General features: G+C 64.5%; 24 protein-coding genes. 9 read left to right on the top strand and 15 right to left on the bottom strand.

Annotated elements, in window-relative coordinates:
• Nucleotides 1–96 precede the first annotated feature (96 nt).
• Together aspS and RGUI_RS19100 are read left to right on the top strand one after the other, a co-directional pair.
• Complete coding sequence (gene aspS, locus RGUI_RS19095; RefSeq protein WP_081535788.1) at nucleotides 97–1,875, top strand: aspartate--tRNA ligase; 1,779 nt, start codon at nucleotides 97–99, stop codon at nucleotides 1,873–1,875.
• Nucleotides 1,875–2,657: a BglII/BstYI family type II restriction endonuclease gene (locus RGUI_RS19100; protein ID WP_081535789.1), complete on the top strand. Its 783-nt coding sequence runs from the start codon at nucleotides 1,875–1,877 to the stop codon at nucleotides 2,655–2,657. The genes aspS and RGUI_RS19100 overlap by 1 nt, the downstream gene beginning before the upstream one ends.
• Here RGUI_RS19100 and RGUI_RS19105 read toward each other — a convergent pair.
• Nucleotides 2,637–3,269, bottom strand: coding sequence for an MT-A70 family methyltransferase (locus RGUI_RS19105; RefSeq protein ID WP_081536180.1), 633 nt, complete (start codon nucleotides 3,267–3,269; stop codon nucleotides 2,637–2,639). The two genes, RGUI_RS19100 and RGUI_RS19105, sit on opposite strands and share 21 nt — an antisense overlap.
• 174 nt (nucleotides 3,270–3,443) lie before the next feature.
• On the opposite strand from RGUI_RS19105, the gene RGUI_RS19110 reads away from it, so the two are divergent.
• Together RGUI_RS19110 and mce are read left to right on the top strand one after the other, a co-directional pair.
• On the top strand, nucleotides 3,444–4,160 hold the full coding sequence (locus RGUI_RS19110) for a GNAT family N-acetyltransferase (RefSeq protein WP_081535790.1): 717 nt from the start codon (nucleotides 3,444–3,446) through the stop codon (nucleotides 4,158–4,160).
• A 62-nt stretch (nucleotides 4,161–4,222) separates the two neighbouring features.
• Entirely contained in the window at nucleotides 4,223–4,627 is a 405-nt protein-coding gene (gene mce / locus RGUI_RS19115) for a methylmalonyl-CoA epimerase (protein ID WP_081535791.1), read from the top strand.
• 40 nt (nucleotides 4,628–4,667) lie between these two features.
• Here mce and RGUI_RS19120 read toward each other — a convergent pair whose 3' ends face one another.
• Both RGUI_RS19120 and RGUI_RS19125 read right to left on the bottom strand, forming a co-directional pair.
• Nucleotides 4,668–5,372: an EI24 domain-containing protein gene (locus tag RGUI_RS19120; RefSeq protein WP_081535792.1), complete on the bottom strand. Its 705-nt coding sequence runs from the start codon at nucleotides 5,370–5,372 to the stop codon at nucleotides 4,668–4,670.
• Nucleotides 5,369–5,947, bottom strand: coding sequence for a nitroreductase (locus RGUI_RS19125; RefSeq protein WP_081535793.1), 579 nt, complete (start codon nucleotides 5,945–5,947; stop codon nucleotides 5,369–5,371). Before RGUI_RS19125 ends, RGUI_RS19120 begins: the two co-directional genes overlap by 4 nt.
• Before the next feature lie 94 nt (nucleotides 5,948–6,041).
• Here RGUI_RS19125 and RGUI_RS19130 point away from each other — a divergent pair, with 94 nt between their 5' ends.
• Nucleotides 6,042–6,293 carry a DUF167 domain-containing protein gene (locus RGUI_RS19130; protein WP_081536181.1) on the top strand — a complete coding sequence of 84 codons (252 nt, stop codon included), beginning with the start codon at nucleotides 6,042–6,044 and terminating at the stop codon, nucleotides 6,291–6,293.
• A 106-nt stretch (nucleotides 6,294–6,399) separates the two neighbouring features.
• Here the strand turns inward: RGUI_RS19130 and RGUI_RS19135 are convergent, their stop codons facing one another.
• The 10 genes from RGUI_RS19135 to dusB all read right to left on the bottom strand — a co-directional run bounded on the left by RGUI_RS19135 (nucleotide 6,400) and on the right by dusB (nucleotide 19,070).
• On the bottom strand, nucleotides 6,400–7,029 hold the full coding sequence (locus tag RGUI_RS19135) for a VPLPA-CTERM sorting domain-containing protein (protein WP_081535794.1): 630 nt from the start codon (nucleotides 7,027–7,029) through the stop codon (nucleotides 6,400–6,402).
• A 200-nt stretch (nucleotides 7,030–7,229) separates the two neighbouring features.
• Nucleotides 7,230–8,495: a GTPase HflX gene (hflX, locus tag RGUI_RS19140; protein ID WP_253798629.1), complete on the bottom strand. Its 1,266-nt coding sequence runs from the start codon at nucleotides 8,493–8,495 to the stop codon at nucleotides 7,230–7,232.
• Nucleotides 8,496–8,527: 32 nt separating this feature from the next.
• Nucleotides 8,528–8,761 (bottom strand): RNA chaperone Hfq, encoded by a 234-nt coding sequence (gene hfq, locus RGUI_RS19145; protein ID WP_081535796.1) that lies wholly within the window; start codon nucleotides 8,759–8,761, stop codon nucleotides 8,528–8,530.
• 134 nt (nucleotides 8,762–8,895) lie between these two features.
• Nucleotides 8,896–10,419: a TrkH family potassium uptake protein gene (locus RGUI_RS19150; RefSeq protein ID WP_081535797.1), complete on the bottom strand. Its 1,524-nt coding sequence runs from the start codon at nucleotides 10,417–10,419 to the stop codon at nucleotides 8,896–8,898.
• A 6-nt stretch (nucleotides 10,420–10,425) separates the two neighbouring features.
• Nucleotides 10,426–11,802 carry a Trk system potassium transporter TrkA gene (gene trkA, locus RGUI_RS19155; protein WP_081535798.1) on the bottom strand — a complete coding sequence of 459 codons (1,377 nt, stop codon included), beginning with the start codon at nucleotides 11,800–11,802 and terminating at the stop codon, nucleotides 10,426–10,428.
• Between the two features lie 55 nt (nucleotides 11,803–11,857).
• Nucleotides 11,858–13,261: a sigma-54 dependent transcriptional regulator gene (locus RGUI_RS19160; RefSeq protein WP_081535799.1), complete on the bottom strand. Its 1,404-nt coding sequence runs from the start codon at nucleotides 13,259–13,261 to the stop codon at nucleotides 11,858–11,860.
• 3 nt (nucleotides 13,262–13,264) lie between these two features.
• Nucleotides 13,265–15,466, bottom strand: a complete 2,202-nt coding sequence (locus tag RGUI_RS19165) for a PAS domain-containing sensor histidine kinase (RefSeq protein WP_081535800.1) — start codon at nucleotides 15,464–15,466, stop codon at nucleotides 13,265–13,267.
• A 176-nt stretch (nucleotides 15,467–15,642) separates the two neighbouring features.
• Nucleotides 15,643–17,019, bottom strand: a complete 1,377-nt coding sequence (locus RGUI_RS19170) for a response regulator (RefSeq protein WP_081535801.1) — start codon at nucleotides 17,017–17,019, stop codon at nucleotides 15,643–15,645.
• A 15-nt stretch (nucleotides 17,020–17,034) separates the two neighbouring features.
• Complete coding sequence (locus RGUI_RS19175) at nucleotides 17,035–18,099, bottom strand: nitrogen regulation protein NR(II) (protein ID WP_081535802.1); 1,065 nt, start codon at nucleotides 18,097–18,099, stop codon at nucleotides 17,035–17,037.
• Complete coding sequence (gene dusB, locus RGUI_RS19180) at nucleotides 18,096–19,070, bottom strand: tRNA dihydrouridine synthase DusB (RefSeq protein ID WP_371587016.1); 975 nt, start codon at nucleotides 19,068–19,070, stop codon at nucleotides 18,096–18,098. The genes RGUI_RS19175 and dusB overlap by 4 nt, the downstream gene beginning before the upstream one ends.
• A 201-nt stretch (nucleotides 19,071–19,271) precedes the next feature.
• On the opposite strand from dusB, the gene RGUI_RS19185 reads away from it, so the two are divergent.
• Genes RGUI_RS19185 through RGUI_RS19195 form a run of 3 tightly spaced genes read left to right on the top strand, consistent with a single transcriptional unit; the run spans nucleotide 19,272 to nucleotide 21,387 of the window.
• A complete protein-coding gene (locus RGUI_RS19185) occupies nucleotides 19,272–20,417 on the top strand; it encodes a bifunctional 2-C-methyl-D-erythritol 4-phosphate cytidylyltransferase/2-C-methyl-D-erythritol 2,4-cyclodiphosphate synthase (protein ID WP_081535804.1) in 1,146 nt (381 codons plus the stop codon).
• The gene (locus RGUI_RS19190) at nucleotides 20,414–20,908 is read left to right on the top strand and encodes a phosphatidylglycerophosphatase A (RefSeq protein ID WP_081535805.1); all 495 of its coding nucleotides are present in this window, start codon (nucleotides 20,414–20,416) and stop codon (nucleotides 20,906–20,908) included. Before RGUI_RS19185 ends, RGUI_RS19190 begins: the two co-directional genes overlap by 4 nt.
• Before the next feature lie 5 nt (nucleotides 20,909–20,913).
• Complete coding sequence (locus RGUI_RS19195) at nucleotides 20,914–21,387, top strand: CinA family protein (RefSeq protein ID WP_371587440.1); 474 nt, start codon at nucleotides 20,914–20,916, stop codon at nucleotides 21,385–21,387.
• A 46-nt stretch (nucleotides 21,388–21,433) separates the two neighbouring features.
• On the opposite strand, the gene RGUI_RS19200 is transcribed toward RGUI_RS19195, so the two are convergent.
• On the bottom strand, nucleotides 21,434–21,889 hold the full coding sequence (locus RGUI_RS19200) for a type II toxin-antitoxin system RatA family toxin (protein ID WP_081535807.1): 456 nt from the start codon (nucleotides 21,887–21,889) through the stop codon (nucleotides 21,434–21,436).
• 69 nt (nucleotides 21,890–21,958) lie between these two features.
• Between RGUI_RS19200 and hpt the strand changes: the two genes are divergently transcribed.
• On the top strand, nucleotides 21,959–22,498 hold the full coding sequence (hpt, locus tag RGUI_RS19205; protein WP_081535808.1) for a hypoxanthine phosphoribosyltransferase: 540 nt from the start codon (nucleotides 21,959–21,961) through the stop codon (nucleotides 22,496–22,498).
• 6 nt (nucleotides 22,499–22,504) lie between these two features.
• Here the strand turns inward: hpt and RGUI_RS19210 are convergent, their stop codons facing one another.
• Nucleotides 22,505–23,380 (bottom strand): CHAD domain-containing protein, encoded by an 876-nt coding sequence (locus RGUI_RS19210; RefSeq protein WP_172841206.1) that lies wholly within the window; start codon nucleotides 23,378–23,380, stop codon nucleotides 22,505–22,507.
• Nucleotides 23,381–23,444 lie beyond the last annotated feature (64 nt).

Consider the following 23,444-nt stretch of genomic DNA (forward strand, 5'->3'; position numbering starts at 1 on the left):
CGCCCCGCCGAGGGATATCTTGCGCACGCCCTTGACTTCCGCGCCCATCGACGGTGTATCGGCCCGGACCTTTTCACGTGCCAGAGGACCCGGCCCATGCACCCCTTTCGCAGCCATACCTGCGCCGATCTGACCAAAGCCCATGTGGGCGAAACCGTGCGCCTGTCGGGCTGGGTGCATCGCGTGCGCGACCACGGGGGCATTTTGTTCATCGACCTGCGCGACCATTACGGCGTGACGCAGGTTCTGGCCGATCCCGACAGCCCGGTGTTTGCCGAGGTTGAAAAGGTCCGCGCCGAATGGTGCATCCGGATCGACGGCGAGGTGAAGGCCCGCGATGAAAGCCTGATCAACCCCAAGATCCCGACCGGCGAGATCGAGATCTTCATCCGCGACATGGAGGTTCTGGGCCAGGCCGAGGAATTGCCGCTGATGGTCTTCGGCGATCAGGAGTATCCCGAGGAAACCCGCCTGCGTTACCGCTATCTCGACCTGCGGCGCGAGGTGATGCAGGACAACATGAAGCTGCGCTCCGACGTTGTCGCCTCGATCCGGCGGCGGATGTGGGACAAGGGGTTCCGCGAATACCAGACGCCGATCATCACCGCGTCGAGCCCCGAAGGCGCGCGCGACTTCCTCGTGCCCTCGCGTCTGCATCCGGGCAAGTTCTACGCGCTGCCGCAGGCGCCCCAGATCTTCAAGCAGTTGATCATGGTGTCGGGCTTCGACCGGTATTTCCAGATCGCCCCCTGCTTCCGGGATGAGGACCCCCGCGCCGACCGCTCGCCCACCGATTTCTACCAGCTCGACATGGAGATGAGCTTTGCCACCCAGCAGGACGTGTTCGACACGATCCAGCCGGTGATCGAGGGCATCTTCGAGGAATTCGGCGGCGGCCACACCGTCGACAAGCACTGGCCGCAGATTTCCTATGCCGATGCCGCGAAATGGTACGGCACGGACAAGCCCGACCTGCGCAACCCGATCAAGATGCAGGATGTCAGCGAACATTTCCGCGGCAGCGGTTTTGCCATCTTCGCCAAGCTGCTGGAGCAGGAAGGGACGGAAATCCGCGCCATCCCGGCCCCCGGCGGCGGGTCGCGCAAGTTCTGCGACCGGATGAACAGCTACGCCCAGAAGGAAGGGCTGCCCGGTATGGGCTACATCTTCTGGCGCGATGGCGACAACGGGATGGAGGCCGCCGGGCCGCTGGCCAAGAATATCGGGCCGGAACGGACGGAGGCGATCCGCCAGCAACTGAAACTCGGCAAGGGCGATGCGGCGTTCTTCCTCGGTGGGAAGCCCTCTTCGTTCGAGGCCGTCGCGGGGCGTGCGCGCAACGTGATCGGCGAAGAGCTGAAGCTGACCGAGCAAAATCGGTTCGCCTTTGCGTGGATCGTCGATTTCCCGATGTACGAAAGGGATGACGAGACCGGCGATATCGATTTCAGCCATAACCCGTTCTCCATGCCGCAAGGGGGGATGGAGGCGCTGGAGGGCGATCCGCTGAACGTGCTGGGCTATCAGTACGACCTTGCCTGCAACGGCTATGAACTGGTGTCGGGCGCGATCCGAAACCACCGGCTGGACACGATGTTCAAGGCGTTCAGCCTTGCCGGCTATACCGAGGGCGAGGTGCGCGAACGCTTCCCCAGCCTCGTCAACGCCTTCCGCTTCGGCGCGCCGCCCCACGGTGGGTGTGCTGCCGGTATCGACCGCATCGTGATGCTCTTGGCCGACCAGGTGAACATCCGCGAGGTCATCATGTTCCCGATGAACCAGCGGGCCGAAGACCTGATGATGGGCGCGCCGACCATGCCGTCGAACGAACAGTTGCGCGAGTTGAACCTGCGCGTCATCCCGCAGGAGGATTGATGCTGGCCGCGTTGCGGGAGCGGGGCTTCGACGTCCTGACCCGCAACCATGCGGGGGCGATCCTTGCCCACGACTTCCCCGCAGAGACGGCGGAACTGGTGCAGGCGCTTCTGGCCCATCGCATCGCGCTGGCCGAGATCGTGGGCGGCGGCGGCGGGGAAAGCGGCCAGACCCAGCGGTTGCGCCACAGTCTGGCCGATATGGGCTGGGCCAAGCACAGCTTTGCCGTCAGGACGATGGTCGACGGGATCGAGCGCGAGGCGATCAGCCATGAAGTCGACCATGTCCGCTTCGGCACGGCAGGGACGTTGGCGCTTGAGATCGAATGGAACAACAAGGACCCGTTCTTTGACCGCGATCTTGAGAATTTCCAGCGGCTGCATGCGCTTTCGGCCATCTCGGTCGGGATCGTCGTGACCCGCGGCGCGTCTATGCAGGAGGCGTTTCTGCCACGCATCACCGCATGGATGGAGGCAAACGGGCTGGCGTCTGAAGACGATCTTGACCGGTTGGGGATCGCCGAACGCACCCGGGCCCAGCGCCAGACCGTGGCGCGCGCCGTGGCCCGCGGCATGCCCTTTGCTGAGGCCTTCGCCCGCGCCTTCGTGGCCAGCAAATATGGCCCGGCCTCGACCCATTGGCGCAAGCTTGAGGCGCGCGTGGCGCGTGGTGTGGGAAATCCCTGTCCGCTGCTTTTGATCGGAATGCCCGAAAGCCTGTTGTCCGAGGCTGACCTGCCCCCGGCCCCGACGCCGCGCGACCTATTCGGCGGCGATGCCTGAGTTGTAGGCGTAGGTCTTCCAGTCGGGCTTGTAATCGGCATCCGCCTGATTGCCCCAGACCGTCCAGCCCTTGCGAATACCGCGGCCGAAAAGCTCCAGATAGGGGCCCCAGGAACAGTCCTCGATCAACGCGTATTGTTCGTCGGGTTTACGGGAATGTTCGCGCTTGCGGGTCTGTACCATGTTTACCTGCCGCCGACCGGGCGCCAGCGTGCGGGCGTTCTTGCCCCGCGTACCGAACAGCAGAAGTTCCGTGACATTGCGGAAGTAGAACCCCACGCCGCGCCCGTCCGACCCGCCATCCTTGCGGATCTTGTGCCAGACGATATTCGATTTGTATTCGAACCCCCAGGCGGTCAGCACCTGCAAGCCCTCTGGCAAGAGCGCGTTGGGCACCCACAGATAGCAATGGGCGCGGTCTTCCAGATGGTCGGCCACAGGCAGGGCGCAGATTTCCTCGACCGTCAGGGTCGGATAGCGCGACAACCGCTTGTGTTCCGGCGCGACCTTTCCCGTGCGGTTGATGAACCGCCATGGCGGGTCCGCCAGAACGGTGGCAAACCGGTCCTCGCCTAGGAAATCTTGCAGGTCTTGTGCCGCCGATGCGCCCATATCCAACATATTGGCGGATTTCCCTTGCTGCTCCAACTGGAACAATATGAGAACAAGGCGGGGATTTCAATTCCTTTCCTTGACGGCGGGCATGCGGGGCCGCCGAATCCGCTTTCGGTTGGCCGCGGAAAGTGACAGCAACGGCCCGGGACAAGGAAGCGAAGGACAGGTTGCATGACGAAGGCTCAACCGCTCGGGGCCCCCGTGCCCGACTGGACCGCGCCCGTGTGGCCGGCGCGGCAGACCCTTGACGGGCGGTGCGCCGTGCTGGAGCCGCTGTCGGCAGAGCGGCATGCGGCAGACCTGCACCTGGCCAATTCCGCGGACGCGTCGATCTGGCACTACCTGCCATACGGGCCGTTCGCGTCGCTGGAGAGTTTCGAGGACTGGATGACAGGCGTCACCTCCCATGACGACCCGGTGTTCTTCGCCGTCCGTGATCGGCAGAGCGGCCTGTGCACGGGGGTATTGAGCTATCTGCGAATCCAGCCGCAGGCGGGCTCCATCGAGATCGGGCATGTGAATTTCTCGAAAGCCTTGCAGCGTACCCCCGCCGCGACCGAGGCCGTGACCCTGCTGGTCGGCTGGGCGTTCGAGGCGGGATATCGGCGGGTGGAATGGAAGTGCAACACGCTGAACATGGCCTCTCGCCGGGCGGCGCAAAGGTTCGGGCTCAGCTATGAGGGCATCTTCCGGCAGCATTCGGTGGCCAAGGGGCGCAATCGCGACACCGCATGGTTTGCTGCGATCGATGCGGAATGGCCCGCACTGAAGGCCGCCTATAGCCGCTGGCTGGCACCATCGAATTTCGACGCGGCGGGCCGGCAGATCGAACGGTTGAGCGACCTGACGCGCCCCGTTCTGGTCGCGGCGGACCCCGAACTGTCCTGAAGGCTTGCGCTGCATTGAGGCACGGTCGATAACCCAGCAAACCGCCACGAAAGGAAAGACCCATGATCGGCCGCCTGAACCATGTCGCCATTGCCGTGCCGGACCTCGACGCCGCGTCGGCGCAATATGCCAACACGCTGGGGGCCAAGGTCGGTGCCCCGCAGGATGAGCCCGACCATGGCGTGACCGTGGTCTTCATCGAACTGCCCAACACCAAGATCGAACTTCTGTATCCGCTGGGCGATGCCAGCCCGATCAAGGGGTTTCTGGAAAAGAACCCCTCCGGCGGTATCCACCATATCTGCTACGAGGTGGACGATATCCTTGCCGCGCGCGACAAGCTGAAGGATCAGGGCGCCCGCGTGCTGGGCACGGGCGAACCCAAGATCGGCGCCCACGGCAAGCCGGTGCTGTTCCTGCATCCCAAGGATTTCAACGGGACGCTGGTCGAGCTGGAACAGGTCTGATCTCAAGACCCCGCCCCGGATCAGGTCCGGGGCGGAGGGCTCAGGCGGCAACGGGATCGCGCGCCGCCAGCCCGTTGACGATATGGGTGAAGACCGCCGCCGCCAGAATCGGGATCACGAGGTTCACCAGCGGGAAGGTCAGCGGCACCGCCATCAAAAGCCCGGCAGCGAAGATCGTCAGGCTATGCCGCTTGCGCAACTCTCGCGCGCCCTTGCGGCCCAACCGACGCATGCCCGCCATCTGGAAATATTCGCGGCCCAGAAGGAAGCCGTTCACCGCCCAAAACAGGAAGGGGGCTAGCGGCCCGACGAAGAAATACAGGACCAACGCGACAAGGTTCACCCCGATCAGCACGCCGAGGAAGCCGATGCTGTCCATGATCTGGTCGGTGATCGGTATGGCGTGCGGTTCCGGCAGACCGGGGTAATGACGCGCCTCCACGGCCTCGGCCACGTCGTCGAGGAAGATGCCGGTAAAGGCCGAGGCGACCGGCACCATCAGGAAGACCGACATCACGATCATCAGCAGGAACGACGCGCCGGAGAGGATCTCGTCAACCCAATGCACCTCGCCGATCCAGGGCAGGGTGAAGGTGTCGGGCACGAACCAGCCGATCAGGAAGAACACCAGCGCATAGATCGCGGCGAGCAGAAGCACGCTCAACCCGATGCCCAGGAACAGAACCCTGCGGAAGGCGCGGTCGCCGATCTGGCCAAGCGTTTTCAGAAAGGCAGTAAGGATCATTCCGACACCCATTCGGTGATTGCGTTCAGATCGGGTCGTGGCCGTTCCGGCGGGGCCGTGGTTTCGGTGCCGATGAAGATCAGCCCGGCGACCTGTTCGGACGGGGCCAGCCCAAGGCCGGTTTCGACGAAGCCGCGATCATGGGAGGGCCAGCCCGACAGCCAGTTCGCCCCCCAGCCCGCCGCCAGCGCGGCATTCAAAAGCGCAAGGCAGACCGCCCCGGCGGAATAGGTCTGTTCGATTTCCGGGATCTTGTCGGAAGGTTTCGGGGACGCGATCACGGCCACGCACAGCCCGCCATCTTCATAGGCTTTTGCCGCTTTCGCGATGGCCTCGGGCGTCTGGCCCAATGCAGGCCCCCGTTCCTGCACCAAACCGGCAAGGCGGCGCAGGGCCGGGGCCTCAAGCACGATGAAGCGCCAGGGTTCCAGCTTGCCATGATCGGGACTGCGCGCGGCGGCAGTGAGGATTGGGATCAACTCATCGCGCGTGGGCACCGGCAGGCTCAGCGTCTTTGCCGGGCGCGAGCGGCGGGTGAGCAGGAAGTCCAGCACCTCGGGACGTGGGGTGGGCATGCTTATCTCCGTTTACCTTGTCCTGATGTCGGCCATCGCGGCGCGCGGTTCAACCCCGCTTGACCCCGGCCGCCTGATCGGACAGCAACATGCCATGTGCGATCTTGCCCATCTGGCCGACCCCGGTACCGAGATTTCCGTTCGCGTGACGCCGAAAGCCTCGCGCAACCGGGTTGTGGTGGAGGAGGGGCAGGTGCGCGTCTATGTCACCACCGTGCCGGAGGGCGGCAAGGCCAATGCCGCGGTCGTCAAGCTGCTGGCCAAGGCAGTCGGCGTTCCGAAGTCGCGGCTGGAACTGATCCGGGGGCAGACGTCGCGCGACAAGGTTTTTCGCGTTTTGGAGTGAGGCGGCGCAGGCAACTGGGGAAGATATGATAAACAATCACCCGGCGCGCGGGACGCACCGGGTGTTGTGAAAGCTCTTTAGCCGGCGTCGCGAAACCGGCGTGCGATCATGCGTGGCGCTGACGTGCAACCAGCCCGAGGCCACCAAATGCGGCCAGCAGCAGCGGCAGAGCTGCCGGAAGCGGCACCGCAGGGGCCCCCACCTCCGAGGTGTAGACGAAATTGTCGATTCCGATATCCCAGTCGGTGCCCCACTGGAAATAGGCGGTTCCGGTCAGAGTGACGCCCGGCGTCAGGGTGACCGACGTTCCGGTATGATCGACGATGTCCTGCTGCCAGACGATGTTCCACGCGCTGTCGTAGATGCGGAAGCTCGCATCGCGGGGCGTTACACCGCTACGATAGTTGCCGAAGTCGAAAGCATCGAACGTGATCTGGTAGCCGGCATCGACATCGAACTGAAGCTCGCCCACGTTTCCGTCGGCAGAGGCGTAGGCGACGTCGACAAGCTCCGAATAGCCGGTCGTCCAATGCTCGACATGTTCTTCGTAGACCGTCGCGTTCGCATACCCGTCACGGGTGCGGTTCGTCACATCGACATAGGTGCTGTCGCCGATCGAGTCGTCGAAGGGCGTGTAATCGCCGGTGACCTCATCAAAAGTCATGGTCACAGTCTCGGCGTAGGACGGAACGGCCATCATCGCCGCGAGGCCCAATGCGGGCAGCAAAAGCTTCATTTCATTCCCCAAAAACGAGTTCCAAACTATTAAAATTGTAATTGGCGTTATCGTCGTGGGTCAAGTCGTCGACCTGATCCTGCACACGGAATCCCAGCTGTCTTGCTGCTTGAACCTGTATTTACGCTGCTGGACGCAACCCTGTGCGGCAAGGCACAACTTTCCCGGGATGACAAGGGTGTGCGGCTCCCGCAGGCGCCTCAAGGGTTTTCCGACAGGCCCTTGAATCGCTGTTCCTGCCGGGCGGTCCAGTTGACGGTCAGGCGATAGCCATCTTCGACCTGTTCTTCGCCTTCGACAATGCCCTGCTCGAACAACCAGGCCCGCTTGCGCCCCTCCGAATAGGGCAGGGTCAGCACCCGACGCTCTCGCGTTTCGTCCAGCGCCGCGGTGATCGCTTCCAGCAGTGGCTCCATCCCCTCGCCGGTCCAGGCCGACAAGGTCACGATGTGGTCGTGGCGCGTTGCCACCGCCGCAATCGCCTCACGGCGGTCTGCAGGCAGAAGGTCCGTCTTGTTCCAGACCTCGATCAACGGGGTGTCGCGCATGACGCCAAGATCGTCGAGGATGGTCCGGACATCGGCGGCCTGCTCCTCGGTCTCGTCATGGGCGATGTCGCGGACATGGAGGATAAGGTCGGCCTCCAGCACCTCCTCCAGCGTGGCGCGGAAAGCGGCGACAAGCTGCGTGGGCAGGTCGGAGATAAAGCCCACCGTGTCGGACAGGATGACCTTTAGCCCGGTGGGCAACGCAACCGCCCGCATCGTCGGGTCGAGCGTGGCAAAGAGCATGTCCTTGGCCAGCACCTCCGCCCCGGTCATCCGGTTGAAGAGCGTGGACTTGCCCGCATTGGTGTAGCCTACCAGCGCCACCACAGGGAAGGGCACCTTACGCCGCGCCGCGCGGTGCAGGTCTCGGGTCTTGACCACCTTCGACAACTGCCGCCGGATCCGTGTGATCGCCTCGTCGATGGCGCGGCGGTCGGCCTCGATCTGCGTCTCGCCGGGGCCGCCGACGAAGCCAAGCCCGCCGCGCTGCCGCTCCAGGTGGGTCCATGCGCGCACCAGCCGCGTGCGCTGATAGGACAGCGCGGCCAGTTCCACCTGAAGCACGCCTTCCCGTGTGCGGGCGCGGTCGGCGAAGATTTCCAGGATCAGGCCGGTCCGGTCGAGGATCTTGACCTTCCAGTCCCGTTCAAGGTTGCGCTGCTGAACAGGCGTGACTGGCCCGTCGATCAGGACCAGTTCGACCTCGGCCTGTGACAGCCGTTCGCGCAACTCTTCTATCTTGCCCGATCCGAACAAGAGCCCCGGCCGCGCCTTTGGAAGCGACACGACCTCATGGCCGACCACGTCGATATCCGGCAGGGCGGCGGCGAGCGCGACAGCCTCCTCCAGCGCGGGGCCGGGGGCGCGCCGGTCCTTATCGCTTGCGATGTCGGGATGCAGCACCCAGGCGCGCGTCACCCGGGGGCTGTGATCCTCAAATCCGCCGGAACTCAATCCTCACCGTCGTAGAGGTTGATGGGCTGGGACGGCATGATGGTTGAAATCGCGTGTTTGTACACAAGCTGGGACTGTCCGTCCCGGCGCAGCAGCACGCAGAAATTGTCGAACCACGTGATCACGCCCTGAAGCTTGACGCCGTTGATCAGGAAGATCGTCACCGGCACCTTGGTCTTTCGGACGTGGTTGAGAAATGCGTCCTGCAAATTCTGTTTGTCGGCAGCCATCGGTCTTTTGCCCTTGTTCTTGTTCTGCCCCGCGGCGGACAGGCTTTCCTGATGAGCGGAGTATTAAACGAGGTTTATCGAGATTCCAGACCCCTTGATTGATCCATGCGCGAAAAATGCGCGCGGTGTTGCCGTCAGTTCCGCCAGAACTCGGGGTTGAAGAAGGCAATGATTGCAAGGGTCTCCAGCCTGCCCAGCACCATTGCCATCGCCAGGATGATCTTTGCGCCGTCCCCCAGCACGGCATAGGACAGCGAGGGTTCGGTGGCCGCGGCGGCCAGCGGGCCGGTCGTGGTCAGGGCTGCGACCGTCAGGATCGTGGCGGCCTCGAAGTCGAGACCGGCGGCACCGAGGGCCGTCATCACCATGGCGACCGACAGCGCGAAGAGCATGAAGAAGACGAAGGCGATCTGCGCCCCCTGCCGCCGGATCCGCCGCGCAAAGGCCCCCGCGCCCCCGACCGAGGACGGATGGACGAGCTTTTCCATCTCGCGCAGGCCGTGCTTGTAAAGCGCGTAGATCCGCAAGAGTTTCACCCCGCCTGCGGTCGTGGCCACACCGCCCCCGAAAACCGCGAGTCCCACAAGGATCAGCCCGGGCGTGGCAAGCCCGGACCAGTCGCGCGCGTCGATCCATTCGTTGGACGCAAACCCCGTCGTCGTCAGGTAGGACGTCACCGTGAACACCGTGCCCCACAACGCCTTGACCGCGGCCAGCAGGTCCTCTTCGGCCGAAACCTCATAGGCGCCCAGCCAGTGGCGCGCGAACAGGAAGAACGTCACGACCCACGCGATTCCGACGCCCATCTTGATCTCGACATCCTTTTTCAGGCTGCGCCAGCTTTCGGTGCGGAAATCGAGCATGAAGGTCTGGCGTGAGAAGGCGAACAGGAAGAAGCACCACAGCATGAACTCGCCCAACAGGCCGCTATGCCCGTACTGGACCCCGCCCACCGGCGAGATGCCCGAGGTCGACAGGACCGACATCGCGTGACAGGCCGCGACCAGCGGCCCTTCGCCGGCCAGCAGCATCAGCACCCAAAGACCCGCGGTCAGCCCGACATAGACCGGCATCAGCTTGGCGCCGAACCGCTTCAGCCGTTCGCGCATATTGGCCGCCTGTCGCGACTCGGCCGCCCAGCGCGGTTCCGATCCGGTGCCTTCGCCCGGGCTTGCCGTGACCTCGAACCCGCCAAGATTCATCGGCGCCAGAATCGCGATGGCCGTGACCCACAGGAAGAACCCGCCCAGCCAGCCCACAATGGCACGCCAAAGATGCAATGCGGCCGACAGATCGCCCGGGTCGTCGAACAGCGAGGCACCGGTCGTCGTCAAGCACGAGACCATTTCGAAATAGGCATCCAGAAACGCGGTATTGCCCTGGGCCTCGGCAAAGGGCACGGCAAGGATCAGGGGCAGGACCGTGTAGAAGCCCAGCATCGCCAACAGGTGGCTGCGGGCCTGGTTGGTGCTGGCGTTGTTGATCGTGGCGAACCCCACAAGGGCGGTCAGCACCGTGAACAGCAACCCGCCATAGAGAAAGCTGCGGGCGGTCTGCCAGTCATGCTCTGTCACGGCGAGCACGACGACGGGAAACATCGCCACCGTGCCGAAGCCCATCAGGAGGACGAGAAACGGAAGTTCGGCCAGCCGCTTCATGGGCGGTCAGAAAAAGTCGATGGAGACCTGCAACAGGCGCTCCACCTCCGGCACGTCGGCCGATAGCGAGAAGATGACCACCATGTCGCCTTCCTCGATGCGCGTCGTGCCGGTGGGGCGGATCACCTTGCCGTCCTTCATCACGGCCCCCATCAGCGCGCCTTCGGGGAAGTCGATATCCTGAACCCGCTTGCCCGCCATGGGCGAGGTCGACAAAACCTGCGCCTCCAGCACCTCGGCCTCGGCATCGCCAATCGAGTAGACGCCGCGCACACGCCCGTGGCGAACATGGCGCAGGATCGAACTGACCGTGGTGGCGCGGGGGTTGATATAGGCGTCGATGTCCAGCGGCCCCATCAGCGATACCAGTGAGGGGTCGTTGACCAGACAGATCGCCATAGGGCAGCCTTCCATCTTGGCGCGCACGGCGGCCAGAAGGTTGGTCTTGTCGTCGTCCGTCACCGCAAGCACGGCGTCGGCCCGGTGAACATTGGCCTCGTTCAGCAGGTTGACGTCCAGCCCGTCGCCATTCAGCACGATGGTCCGTTCCAGTTCATCGGCGGCGATCTCGGCCCGGCCGCGGTCCTTTTCGATCACCTTGGCGCGGATGCGCTCCTCGCTGTTTTCAAGGGCCTTGGCAACGGCCAGCCCGACATTGCCGCCGCCGATGATGACGACCCGTTCCTGTTTTTTCAGGGTCTTGCCGAAGATCTCCAGCGTCCGGTTCACGTCCTCTGTATGGGCGAAGACGTAAATCTGATCTTCGGGGAACAACTGGTCGCCCGGTTCCGGGGCGAACAGCGTGCCCTCGCGCCGGACGCCGACCACCAATGCGCGCAGGGTGGAAAACAGGTCGGTCAACTGGCGGAGCGGCGTGTGCACGACCGGGCAGTCCTCCTCCAGCGTGATGCCCAGAAGCTGCGCCTGACCCTTCAGAAAGCTCTCGGTATCAAAGGCGGCCGGGGCGGCCAGCCGTTGCAGCGCGGCCTCGGCCACCTCACGCTCGGGGCTGATGACCACGTCGATCGGCATGTGGTCGCGCCGGTATAGGTCGGAATAGATCGCAGTCAGGTAGGACTGCGCCCGAAGCCGCGCGATCTTGCGCGGGACGGCAAAGATCGAATGGGCCACCTGGCAGGCGACCATGTTGACCTCGTCCGAATGGGTGGCGGCGATGATCATGTCCGCATCGCGCGCGCCCGCGCGCTCAAGGATATCGGGGTAGGAGGCATGGCCCGATATCCCCTGCACGTCCAGCGCATCGGTCGCCCGCTGCACCAGATCGGGGTTGAAATCGACGACGGTAACGTCGTTGCGCTCCCCCGACAGGTGCCGGGCGATCTGCCAGCCCACCTGGCCTGCACCGCAGATGATGACCTTCATTCAACCGTTCCGACTGGCAAACTTGCCTCATGCATTGCAGAAGGGGCGCGGCCGGTCAATCGGCCGCCTCTGCTTCTTCCACATGGGCCACGCGCGCGCCCGTTTTGGCAGAGGTGACGACGCCCAGAGATTTCAGTTTCCGGTGCAGGGCTGAGCGTTCCATGCCCACGAAACTGGCGGTGCGCGAGATGTTGCCGCCGAAGCGGTTGATCTGGGTCAGCAGGTATTCGCGTTCGAACAACTCGCGCGCTTCGCGCAGGGGCAGGGTGGCAAGGCTACCCGACAGCAGGACCCGTTCGTCGTCGTCACCGCCAGTGCTGGGCAGTTCGGACGATGTGATCTCGCCGCTGCTCTCGCCCAGGATCAGCACCCGCTCGATCACGTTCTTCAACTGCCGCACATTGCCGGGCCACGTCATGGTCTGCAGCATCGCCTCGGCCTCTCCCGACAGCGCGCGCAGGGGCAGGCCCTGCTCCCGGTTGAAGGTCTCGATGAAATGGTTGGCCAGTTCGGGGATGTCCTCGCGCCGTTCGTCAAGGGCGGGCACCTGGATCGGGACGACGTTCAGCCGGTGATAGAGTTCCTCGCGGAACGTGCCGGCCTCGATCTCGGAGGGCAGATCGCGCGTGGTCGATGAAATCACCCGCAGGTCGACGCGGACATTGTCGGCCCCCCCGGCGCGCTGGAACTGCTGGTCGACAAGAACGCGCAGGATCTTCGATTGCGTCCCAAGCGGCATGTCGGCAATTTCGTCGAAGAAGATCACACCCCCATGGGCCTGTTCCAGAAGGCCCGGTTCCACCCCGCGGGCGGTGCTTTCACGGCCAAATAGAACCTCCTCCATCCGCTCCGGCTCGATCGAGGCAGAGTTGACGACGACGAAAGGGCCGGAGGCCCGGTTTGAATTGGCGTGGATAAAGCGGGCGGCGACCTCCTTGCCGCAGCCGGAGGGGCCCGTCAGCATCACGCGGCCGTTGGACTTGGTGACCTTGTCGAGCTGCGATTTCAGCGCCTTGAAGGCGGGGCTGGCACCGATCATCTCTGCCTGTGCCACGTCGCGCCGTTTCAGTTCCACGTTTTCGCGGCGCAGGCGCGAAGCCTCCATCGCGCGGCGGATCACCACCAGCAACTGATCGATGTTGAAGGGCTTCTCGATGAAGTCGTAGGCCCCCTGCTTGATGGCGGCGACCGCGATCTCGATATTGCCATGCCCTGAAATGATGACGATGGGGATATCGGGGTTCGAGCGCTTCACCGTCGACAGGATGTCGATGCCGTCCATCCGGCTGTCTTTCAGCCAGATGTCCAGGATGATCAGCGCGGGCGGGTCGGAATTGATCTCCGCCATGCAGGTATCGGAATTCGCGGCAAGCCGTGTCGTGAACCCCTCGTCCTGCAGGATGTCCGCGATCAGTTCACGAATGTCGCGTTCGTCGTCGACGATCAGAATATCGCCCATGGTCTACTCCCCTGTCAGCGCCTCAAGTCGTGTCATTGCGTCGGTCAATCGGGCCGCGTCGTCGCGTTCGGCCAGCACCGGCAGCCGGATTTCCGCCAAGGCCCCGATATGCGCCCCCGGCTGGAACGGGTCGGCATCGTGCAAATCCAGCCGCCCGCCATGTTCCTCGATGATCTTCTTGACGATGGGCAGGCCCAGCCCGGTGCCGTGGTCCCGCGTCGTGACATAGGGTTCGAAGAGCCGCCCGCGATCTTCGGGCAGGCCGATCCCGTTGTCGGCAATCCGGATCACCGCGGCCGCGTCCGACTGGCTCAGCGACACGCGGATTTCGGGTTCATACCCTTCGGGCGCGGCCCCCGTGTCGCGGTAGCTGTCGATGGCTTCGCCCGCGTTCTTGATCAGGTTGGTCAGGGCCTGTGACACCATCGTCGCGTCCAGTTCCGCGGGCACTGGGCCTTGGGGCAGGTCGCTTGTGAACCGCACCCCCGGCTGGCCACTTTCCTGTAGCACGACCGCGTCGCGCACCAGTTCGGCAAGGTCGACCTGCTTCCGGTCAGGCTCCGGCATCCGGGCGAATTTGGAGAACTCGTCGACGATGCGTCGCAGATCGCCCGTCTGGCGAACGATCACGTCGGTCAACTGGTCCAATGCCTCGGCCTGATCGCCGGCGGCTGCGCGGAACTTGCGCTTGATACGTTCTGCTGACAACTGGATCGGGGTCAGCGGGTTCTTGATCTCATGCGCGATGCGGCGTGCGACATCGCCCCAGGCGGCCATGCGCTGTGCCGTCACTAGGTCGGTCACGTCGTCGAAGGCCACCACATAGCCTTCCAGCCCGCCCTCGGCGCCGCGGCGCGTGGCCATGCGGACCAGCAGGTTTTCCATCTTGCCGTGGCGGGTCAGACGAAGTTCCTCCTGCGCCACGCCGCGGGGACCTGCGCGCAGCTTTTCCAGAAGGGCGGCGAATTCGGGCACGGTGTCGGCCAAGGGCGTGCCGTGGGCCGCGTCCTCATCCAGTTGCAGATGCGTCACGGCAGACCGGTTCAGAAACTCCACCCGGCCATCGGCATCCAGCCCCATGACCCCCGCCGTGACCGAGGACAGCACGGAATCGAACAACCGCCGGCGAAGTTCGATCTGGCGGTTGTTTTCCAGAAGCGCCTCGCGCTGGCCTTTCAGTTGCCGGGTCATCTGGTTGAATATACGGCCCAGCATGGCGATTTCGTCGTCGCCCGATTCCTCGCGCACACGCACGTCAAGATCTCCCGCGCCCACACGCTGCGCCGCCCCGGCAAGGCGCCCGACCGGGCGGGATAGCCGTTCGGCGAACCAAAGTCCAAGCCACACGGCGGCAAGGATCAGGATCACGGCAAAGCCCAGATAGAGAAGGCCGAATTCGAACAGGACCTTCCCGCGCTCGTTTTCAAGCTGGTGATAGAGGCGGACGCTTTCCTGCGTATCGTCCAGAAGGCCCAGAAGCTCTCCATCCACACTGCGCGAGACATATAGCAGGCGGTCGGCAAAGGCCGTCAGGGCGATCAGGGCGCGGAACTCGTTATTGTCCCAATCCTCGACGATCACGGTCTCGCCGGCATTGGCGCGCGCGATATCTGCGGGCGAGGGTTGCTCGAAATCGAAGAGGTAAGAGCGGTCGCCGCGGGCCATGATCTCGCCCGCGCCGTTGATGACATAGGCCTCTTTCAGGCCGCGCTGAACGCGCCCCTGAATCTGGGTCAGAAGCTGGCGCACCTCGCCGTCCGACAACAGGAATGTCGATTGCCGCGCAAGGTTCAGATAGCGGGCCAGCGCCTCGGCATCGGTAGACAGGTCCCGGCGGTGTTCGTCTTCATAGGCCTCTGCCGCCGAAAGGGATGCGCCGACCACGTTGCGCACCCGGTCGGAAAACCAGCCCTCAAGCCCGATATTGATCGTCAGGCCGGCAAAGACCGCGACCAGAACGGTGGGGATAAGGGCCACCAGCGCGAAGACCGCGGTCAGGCGCAGGTGCAGTCGCGACCCGGCCGACCGGCGACGCCGCGCGGCGATCATCCGGGCGATCCGCTGCACCACGAGGCTGGCAAGGACCAGCGCATAGACGAGGTCTGCCAGAACGATGACCCGCAAACCGTTGGAGCCCGCCCCCTGCCCAAGCGGGCCGAGCAACAGGAAGGTGCCTATGGCCAGAAGCGGCCCCAGCACCACCATGCCCAGCGTTGCGGTATTCTGAAGCCGGCGCGACCTGCGCCTCTGCCAGAGCCGCTCCAGCAAATGTCTGCCTGTGGCGCGTGCCACCGCTTGCCTCGTTCCCTTGCGCCACACTCATGCGGCGAATTTATTGGGCCGGAAACGCTGCGTCGTTCCCGCCACGTGATGTTGCCAATTTACATCAACTTGCGGCGGCGTGTCACGCGGATATCAAGGTCGGTGATCTTTTTTCTCAAGGTATTGCGGTTGATTCCAAGCAGGTCAGCACATTTGGCCTGATTGCCGCCGGTTGCGTCGAGGGCGATTTCGATCAACGGCAACTCCACCTCGCGCAGGATCCGGGAATAAAGGCCCGGGGGCGGCAACACCCCGCCATGCAGATCGAAGTAGCGGCGCAGGTGCTTGGCGACCGAGGCCGACAGTTTTTCCCCGTCACCGCCGCCGACAAGGGGCTCGATCTCGGGCTGGTTGCCAAGAACGGCCTCGACTTCGGTGCGGGTGATGATCTCCTCGGAACTGGTCACCATCAGACGGCGGATCGTGTGTTCAAGCTGGCGCACATTGCCGGGCCAGCTATAGGCGCGGATCAGTTCCATCGCGTCATCGGCGATGGAGCGGGGGGCAGAGCCGTCGCGTTCGGACCGTGTCAGGAAGTGGTCGGCCAGAAGCGGGATGTCGTCCACCCGTTCACGCAAGCTGGGCACGGCCACGCTGACGCCGCCCAGGCGATAGAACAGGTCCTGCCGGAATTCGCCCGCTTCCATGCGCGACATCAGGTCGGACTGGCTGGTCGCCATGACCCGCGGGGCGGTGTCGCCGAAACTGTCCAGCATGCGCACGATCCGGGCCTGCGCGTCCTCGTCGAAATCGGCGACCTCGTCGAACAGGATCGACCCGCCCTTGGCCCGGGCCACCAGCGTCGAGGGGCCATCGGCGCCGGCCAGATCGGCCGCGGTGGCAATCACGAAGGGCAGGGACCGGCGGTCGGAGAAGTCGTGGATCGCGCGGGCAATCAGCGACTTGCCGGTGCCGGACTCGCCGGTGATCAGAACCGGCAGATCGGCATTCATCACCCGGGCCACCAGCCGGTAAAGCGCCTGCATCTGCGGCGTTCGACCCACAAGCGGCAGATCGTCCTGATCGGCCGAGGTCGTGTCGGGCAGATCGCGCGGGCCGCTGCGCACCCGGCGCTTTGTTTCGAGCGCGCGAGCGGCGCGTTTCATCAGGTCGGGCAGGTCGAAGGGTTTGGGCAGATAGTCATAGGCCTCTGCCTCCGCCGCCTGAATCGCGGTCATGATCGTGTTCTGCGCCGAGATCACGATCACCGGCAGGCCGGGGCGCTCCTGCCCGATCTTGGGCAGCATTTCCAGTCCGTTGCCGTCGGGCATGATCACGTCGGAGATCACCAGATCCCCCTTGCCCTCACCCACCCAGCGCATCAGCGTCGTCAGCGACGAGGTTGCATGCACCTTGCAGCCCGCCCGGGTCAGCGCCTGTGTCAGAACGGTGCGGATCGTGCGGTCGTCGTCTGCGACAAGTACGGTTCCGTCCATGATGCTCAGTCCTCTCTATTCTTTTGGTGCCACGGGCAGCGAAATTCGGAACACGGTGCGCCCGGGCACCGAGTCGACCGCGATCCAGCCGCCGTGGTCTGAAATGATCTTGGACACCAGGGCCAAACCCAGCCCGGTGCCGTTTTCCCTGCCCGATATGAAGGGCTCGAAGATATCGCCTGCGATCTCGGGGGGAAGGCCGGGACCGTCGTCGATGATCTCCACCTGAAGCGGCACGGGGACGCCCGATCCGTCGGGGTGGCGCATTCTCAGCGACAGGTCATAGAAGGTGCGCAGGTGGATCGTGCCGCCGGCGGGCCCCGCGGCCTGTGCCGCGTTCTTGATCAGGTTCGTGACCACCTGAATCAGCTGGTCTGAATCGGCCCATGTCGGCGGCAACGAGGGGTCGTAGTCCTCTACAATCCGCATGTTCGCCGCAAAGCCCACTGCAGCCGATTTGCGCACCCGGTCCAGAATGTCATGGATGTTGACCGCCTTGCAGGCCGGCGGGCTGAGATTGCCGAATTGTTCGACCTGATCCAGCAGTTTCACGATGCGGCGGCTTTCGGCGACGATCAGGTCGGTCATCTCCCGGTCGCCATTGCTGAGGCTCATGGACAGCAACTGCGCCGCGCCGGTGATCCCGGCAAGCGGGTTCTTGATCTCGTGGGCCAGCATTTCAGCCATGCCGATGGCCGATTTCGCGGCCGATTGCACCGAATGCGCACGGCCAAGGCGCCCGGCGATCTCTCGCGGTGTGATCAGCAACAGCACATGTTCCGCCGGGTCGTTCATCGGGGCGATCTGGACGTTGCAATGCACCGGGGGGCGGTTGCCGGCGCTGACTTCGACGTCGTTGATGAAGAGCGCCGCATGGTTGCTGCGGACCCGCTCGAACGCCTCGTCAAGGGGGGCATCGACGGCAAGCCTGTCGAAGACGGGCACTTCGCGCAGGCCTTTTATGGTGGAATTCACAAAGAGTTCCGCGGCCGGATTGATTTCGGCGATGCGGTCCTCTGCGTCCAGCAGGAAAGCCGGGATCGGCAGCGCCGTCCAGATCGCGTCCTGGTCGAGGGTCATGCGGCGGCCCTCGCCGTTTGCTGGGCCATCGCATCGGGCAGCATGGCCAAGACCTGTTCGGGGTCACGTTCTGTCAACACGCGCTGGCGCAGGGCGCGCGCGGCTCCGGCGCCGTCCATGTACCAGCCAAGATGCTTGCGCGCCACGCGCAGGCCAAGGTCGCGGCCGTAGAACGACAGCATCGCCTCGTAGTGATCCGCGACCACGCGTGCCAGTTCTGCGCCCTTCGGCGCGTGCGGTTCGGTTTTGCCGTCAAGCCCCGCCGCGATCTGGCCAAGCCGCCACGGCGCGCCCTGGGCGCCGCGACCGACCATAACGCCCTGGGCGCCGGAGTCCGCAAGCGCCTGCCGCGCGCTGGTCGTATCGACGATATCGCCATTGGCAATCACGGGAATCCCCACTGCCTCTGTCACGGCGCGGATGGCGGCCCAGTCGGCCCGGCCCTTGTAGAACTGGCAGCGGGTGCGCCCGTGAATGGTGATCATCTGCACCCCGGCAGCCTCGGCCCGGCGGGCGAGGTCGGGGGCGTTCTGCATCTCGTCATCCCATCCCAGCCGGGTTTTCAGCGTGACGGGGATCGAGACCGCGCCGACCACCGCGTCGATCAGGGCCAGTGCACGGTCAAGGTCGCGCATCAGGGCCGAACCGGAATAGCCGCCCACGACCTTTTTCGCCGGGCAGCCCATGTTGATATCGATCATCCGGGCGCCGTTTTCTTCCACCATGCGGGCGGCGCGGGCCATCCAGACCGGGTCGCGCCCGGCAAGCTGAACAGCGGTTGCAACCTCGCCCAGACCAAGCTCTGCCCGTTCGCGCACGCCCGGTTTCGCCTGCACCATTTCCTGGCTGGCGACCATTTCGGACACGACAAGGCCCGCGCCGAACGACGCGACCAGCCGACGGAACGGCACATCGGTAATGCCCGCCATCGGCGCCAGAAATACCGGCGGATCGAGGGTGATGTCTGCCACCTGAATGGACAAGTGATGAATCCTTGTGCGATTACCCGCGAATTAGTGCGCCTTGAACCGAATGGCAATTGCAGGCGACCGGCATGCAACCCTTCAAAAGTGCATTGCCCAAAATTTCGGCATATTCGACCGGCAGATTGCCCCATTGCTCTGCATCGCGACCCCGCCTAAAGAGACGCGACGCTGATTTCGGGGTGGGACATGTCAGTCACGGCAATCATCGTGGCCGCGGGGCGCGGTACAAGGGTGGGCGGTGACCGGCCCAAGCAATATCAGGCGCTTGGCGGCAGGGCGGTGCTGGGCCACACGGTCGCCGCCTTCGATGCGCATCCACGTGTGACGGGCGTGGTGGTCGTGCTGCACCCCGATGATGACGATCTGTTTGCCGACGCGATGCAGGGGCTGGAGATCGACGTCATCACCGTGCCGGGTGGGGCCACGCGCGATGCCTCGGTTCAGGCGGGGTTGAACGCGGCGCCCGAGGGAACCGAACGGGTGCTGATCCATGACGGGGCCCGCCCGCTTGTGACGCCGGACCTGATCGACCGGGTGATCGATGCGCTGGACGACAACCCCGGGGCTGCGCCGGCGCTGCCGGTCACCGATGCGCTGTGGAAGGGGGCTGACGGCAAGGTGCAGGCCCCCCATCCGCGCGACGGGCTGTTTCGCGCGCAGACGCCGCAGGGTTTTCACCTTCGGGCAATCCTCGCCGCCCATGCGGACCACCCGGGCGGGGCCGCAGACGATGTCGAGGTTGCGCTGGCCGCCGGTCTTGACGTGGCGATCGTCGCGGGGGACGAGGACAATCTGAAGATCACCCACAAACAGGATTTCGCCCGCGCAGAGCGGGTCTTGCGGGAGAGGGACATGGATATTCGCTGCGGCAACGGGTTCGACGTGCACGCCTTTTGCGAGGGCGACGGGGTGATCCTGTGCGGGATCAAGGTGCCCCATACCCATGCGCTGAAAGGGCATTCCGATGCCGATGTGGGCATGCACGCGGTGACCGACGCGATCTACGGGGCACTGGCGGATGGCGATATCGGCCAGCACTTTCCGCCCTCCGATCCGCAATGGAAGGGTGCGCCGTCGGATATCTTCCTGAAGCACGCGGTGAACCTTGCCGGGGAGCGGGGCTATCGCATTGCCAATGCGGACCTCACCCTGATTTGCGAACGGCCCAAGATCGGCCCCGTCGCCGGCGCGATGCGCGCGGAAATGGCGCGGCTGATGGGCATGGAACTCGACCGGGTCAGCGTCAAGGCCACCACGTCGGAACGGCTGGGCTTCACCGGTCGCGAGGAAGGCATCGCGGCGCTGGCAACCGTCACGCTGGTGCGGCCGTGACGCCCGCGCGCCGGATCGCGACGGCCTTCGGTGTAGGGCTGCTGCGCCCGGCGCCGGGGACGTGGGGGTCGTTGGCCGCCTTGCCGATCTTCTGGGCGTTGCACGTCCTTGGCGGCCCTTGGCTTGCGCTTCTGGCCATTGTCTTGGTGACCCTTGTGGGCTGGTGGTCGGTCAAGGCGGCCTCTGCCGGGTTGTCCGACCCGGATCGGTCAGAGTTCGTGATCGACGAGGTGGCGGGGATGTGGATTGCCCTGCTGCCCGTGTCATTCGGGGCCTGGGCCGCGGGGGCGGAGATTCTTGCCCTCTATCCCGGCTGGATCGCGGCATTCCTTGGCTTTCGCCTGTTCGACATCTGGAAACCGTGGCCCATCGGCTGGGCCGACCGGATGAAGACGCCCTTGGGTGTGATGCTGGATGATGTGCTGGCCGGTATCGTGGCCGCCATCGTGGTTCTTGTGCTTGCGGCCGTCTCGCATATCGTGCTGATGTGAGCTCGATCTCGGAAACCCTTGTCGCCCTTGCGCGTGATCGCGGTGTCATGATCGCAACGGCCGAAAGCTGCACGGGCGGCATGATCTCTGCGGCGATCACTGATGTGCCGGGTTCCTCCAGCGTGTTCGACAGGGGCTTTGTGACCTATTCGAACGCGGCCAAGACAGCCATGCTGGGGGTGTCCGAGGCGACGCTTGCCGCGCATGGGGCGGTGTCGGAAGAGGTCGCGGCCGAGATGGCCGCCGGGGCGTTGGCCCGGTCGGATGCGGCGGTGTCGGTTGCGGTAACGGGAATTGCGGGGCCCGGCGGATCGGAGTTCAAGCCGGAAGGCCGGGTTTGTTTCGGGCTGGCCCGCAGGGAATCAGAACCTGTGACTGAAACGGTCGATTTCGGTGCCCTCGGCCGGGCGAATGTCCGTGCAGCCACGCGCGATCATGCACTGAAAATGTTGATCGCTGCCCTGTCGGAACACCCCTGATCCGCTGTGCCGTTGGCATCGGCCCTGCGCGACAGCGCGCCCCTGACTACGTCTTTTTTCCGTACAACGCTTTCGCCCGGTCCTCGAACGCGCGGACGATGCGCTGCATCGCCTCGTTGAAGACGGCGCCGATCACACCTTGCAGGACGCGGTTCTTGAATTCGAAATCGACGAAGAACTCGACCTTGCAGCGGTCGGCGCCGATATCCTCGAATTTCCAGTAGGATCTGAGATAGCGGAACGGGCCGTCCAGGTATTCGGTGTCGATCCGGTGCTGGCCGGGCCAGAGTGTCACCCGGCTGCCGAACCGTTCGCGGAACACCTTGAACGAGATAACAAGGTCCGCCTCCATCACCTCGTTGTCGCCGAAATCCGTGCGGGAACGGATGCGCGCCGCAGCGGTCCATGGCAGAAATTGCGGGTAGGACGCCACGTCCGCCACCAGATCGTACATCTGCTGCGCGGTGTAGGGCATCTCGCGGTTTTCCGAATGGCTGGGCATGGGACCTGCTGGCTGCTGACAGTGGGGAGCCGTTTCTGCTATGACGGCCATGAAATCAAGGGGGCAGCCATGGCCGCGGGACCATATGTCATAGACGAACTGCTGTCGGCGAAGACCATCGCCGCCCGCGTGGAAGCACTGGCGCATGAGATCACGGACCATTTCGGCGATACCGACAAGCTGGTCGTCGTGGGGTTGTTGCGCGGGTCATTCATCTTCATCGCCGATCTGGTACGCGAACTGCACCTGCCGGTGGAGGTCGATTTCATCGAGACGTCATCCTACGGCAATTCCACCGAAAGCTCACGCGAGGTACGTATCCTGAAGGACCTGCGCGGTGAGATCGAGGGGCGCGACGTGCTGGTGGTGGAAGATATCGTCGACACGGGCCACACGCTCGCCCATGTCCTGCACCTGCTGGAGGGGCGCAAACCGGCCCGGTTGAAGTGCTGCGCGCTGCTTGACAAACCCTCGCGGCGTGAGGTCGACGTTCAGGCCGACTGGGTCGGTTTCGAGATACCGGACAAGTTCGTGGTGGGCTACGGGATCGACTATGCCCAACGGAACCGGAACCTGCCCTACATCGGGGCCGTTCGGTTTACGCACTGATCGGGGTCACGCGGACCGCCAATCCCGCCACCAGCCTGCCCACCGCTTGCCCAGATCCTTTGGCGAGCTTGCAAAGAGCCGCGTGCCGAGGCTTTGCGCCTCGTCTTCCAGAACCTTCTGACGGTCGGCAATCCGGGTGCGGAACGCCGCCCAGAGCGCGGGATCGCCCGGCAGATCGCCGGAGGCCGCGATGAAATCGTCCAGCACCGACAGGTCGTGGTGGTCGCCGAGAAGTTCCGAAAGATCCCGTGTCTGCGTGGCGCGGCGCGACAGGATGTCGTCCTTGAGCGGGGACAGGAGCCGGGTGTGATACCAATGGTATTTCACGCGCTTCCGCCATTCGTGGATCGAAAGCTCGTCCGGCACGTCCGCCGCGGCCTGCCGCGCCTTGCGGGCCCGGCCGAAGGTCTTTTCCAGACCGGCGCGGATCGCGGCGAACCCTTTCGTCTTCAGTTTCCAATGCGCGGCCCGCTGGCGCAGCGTCTCGAATTCCTCGCGAAAGGCGGCAAGGTCATCCTCGACATGGGCCTTGGCCGCCGCCGCATCGCGGTTTGCCACCAGGTGGTCGCGGACCGGCGCGAACTCGGTCGCACCGGTGGCAGCGACAAGCTTGTCATAGGTTTCAACCATCCCTTCCCTGTCGCGCAGGGCTGACAGGCGCCGGGCCGCGTCGCGGATCACGGCATTCTCTGCCTCGAAATCGGGAAAGGCCGGCCGGTAGAGCCGGATCAGCCCGCGGAGCTTTTTCGCGCGTTTGCGCAACTGGTGGACCTTTTCATGCAGGTCGATGCCGGGGTCGTCGAGTTCGGCAAGGCCCGCGTCGATCTCTTCGGTCGCGATCCGGCGCAGCGCATCCTGCGTGGACTTGTCGGAGGCTTTCATCCGGTAGGCCATCGGTCGAACGGGTCCCCTCGTTAAATTCCTTCCCGGCCTGTGAACCGCTGCG

The organism is Rhodovulum sp. P5, assembly GCF_002079305.1.
Taxonomy (GTDB): domain Bacteria; phylum Pseudomonadota; class Alphaproteobacteria; order Rhodobacterales; family Rhodobacteraceae; genus Rhodovulum.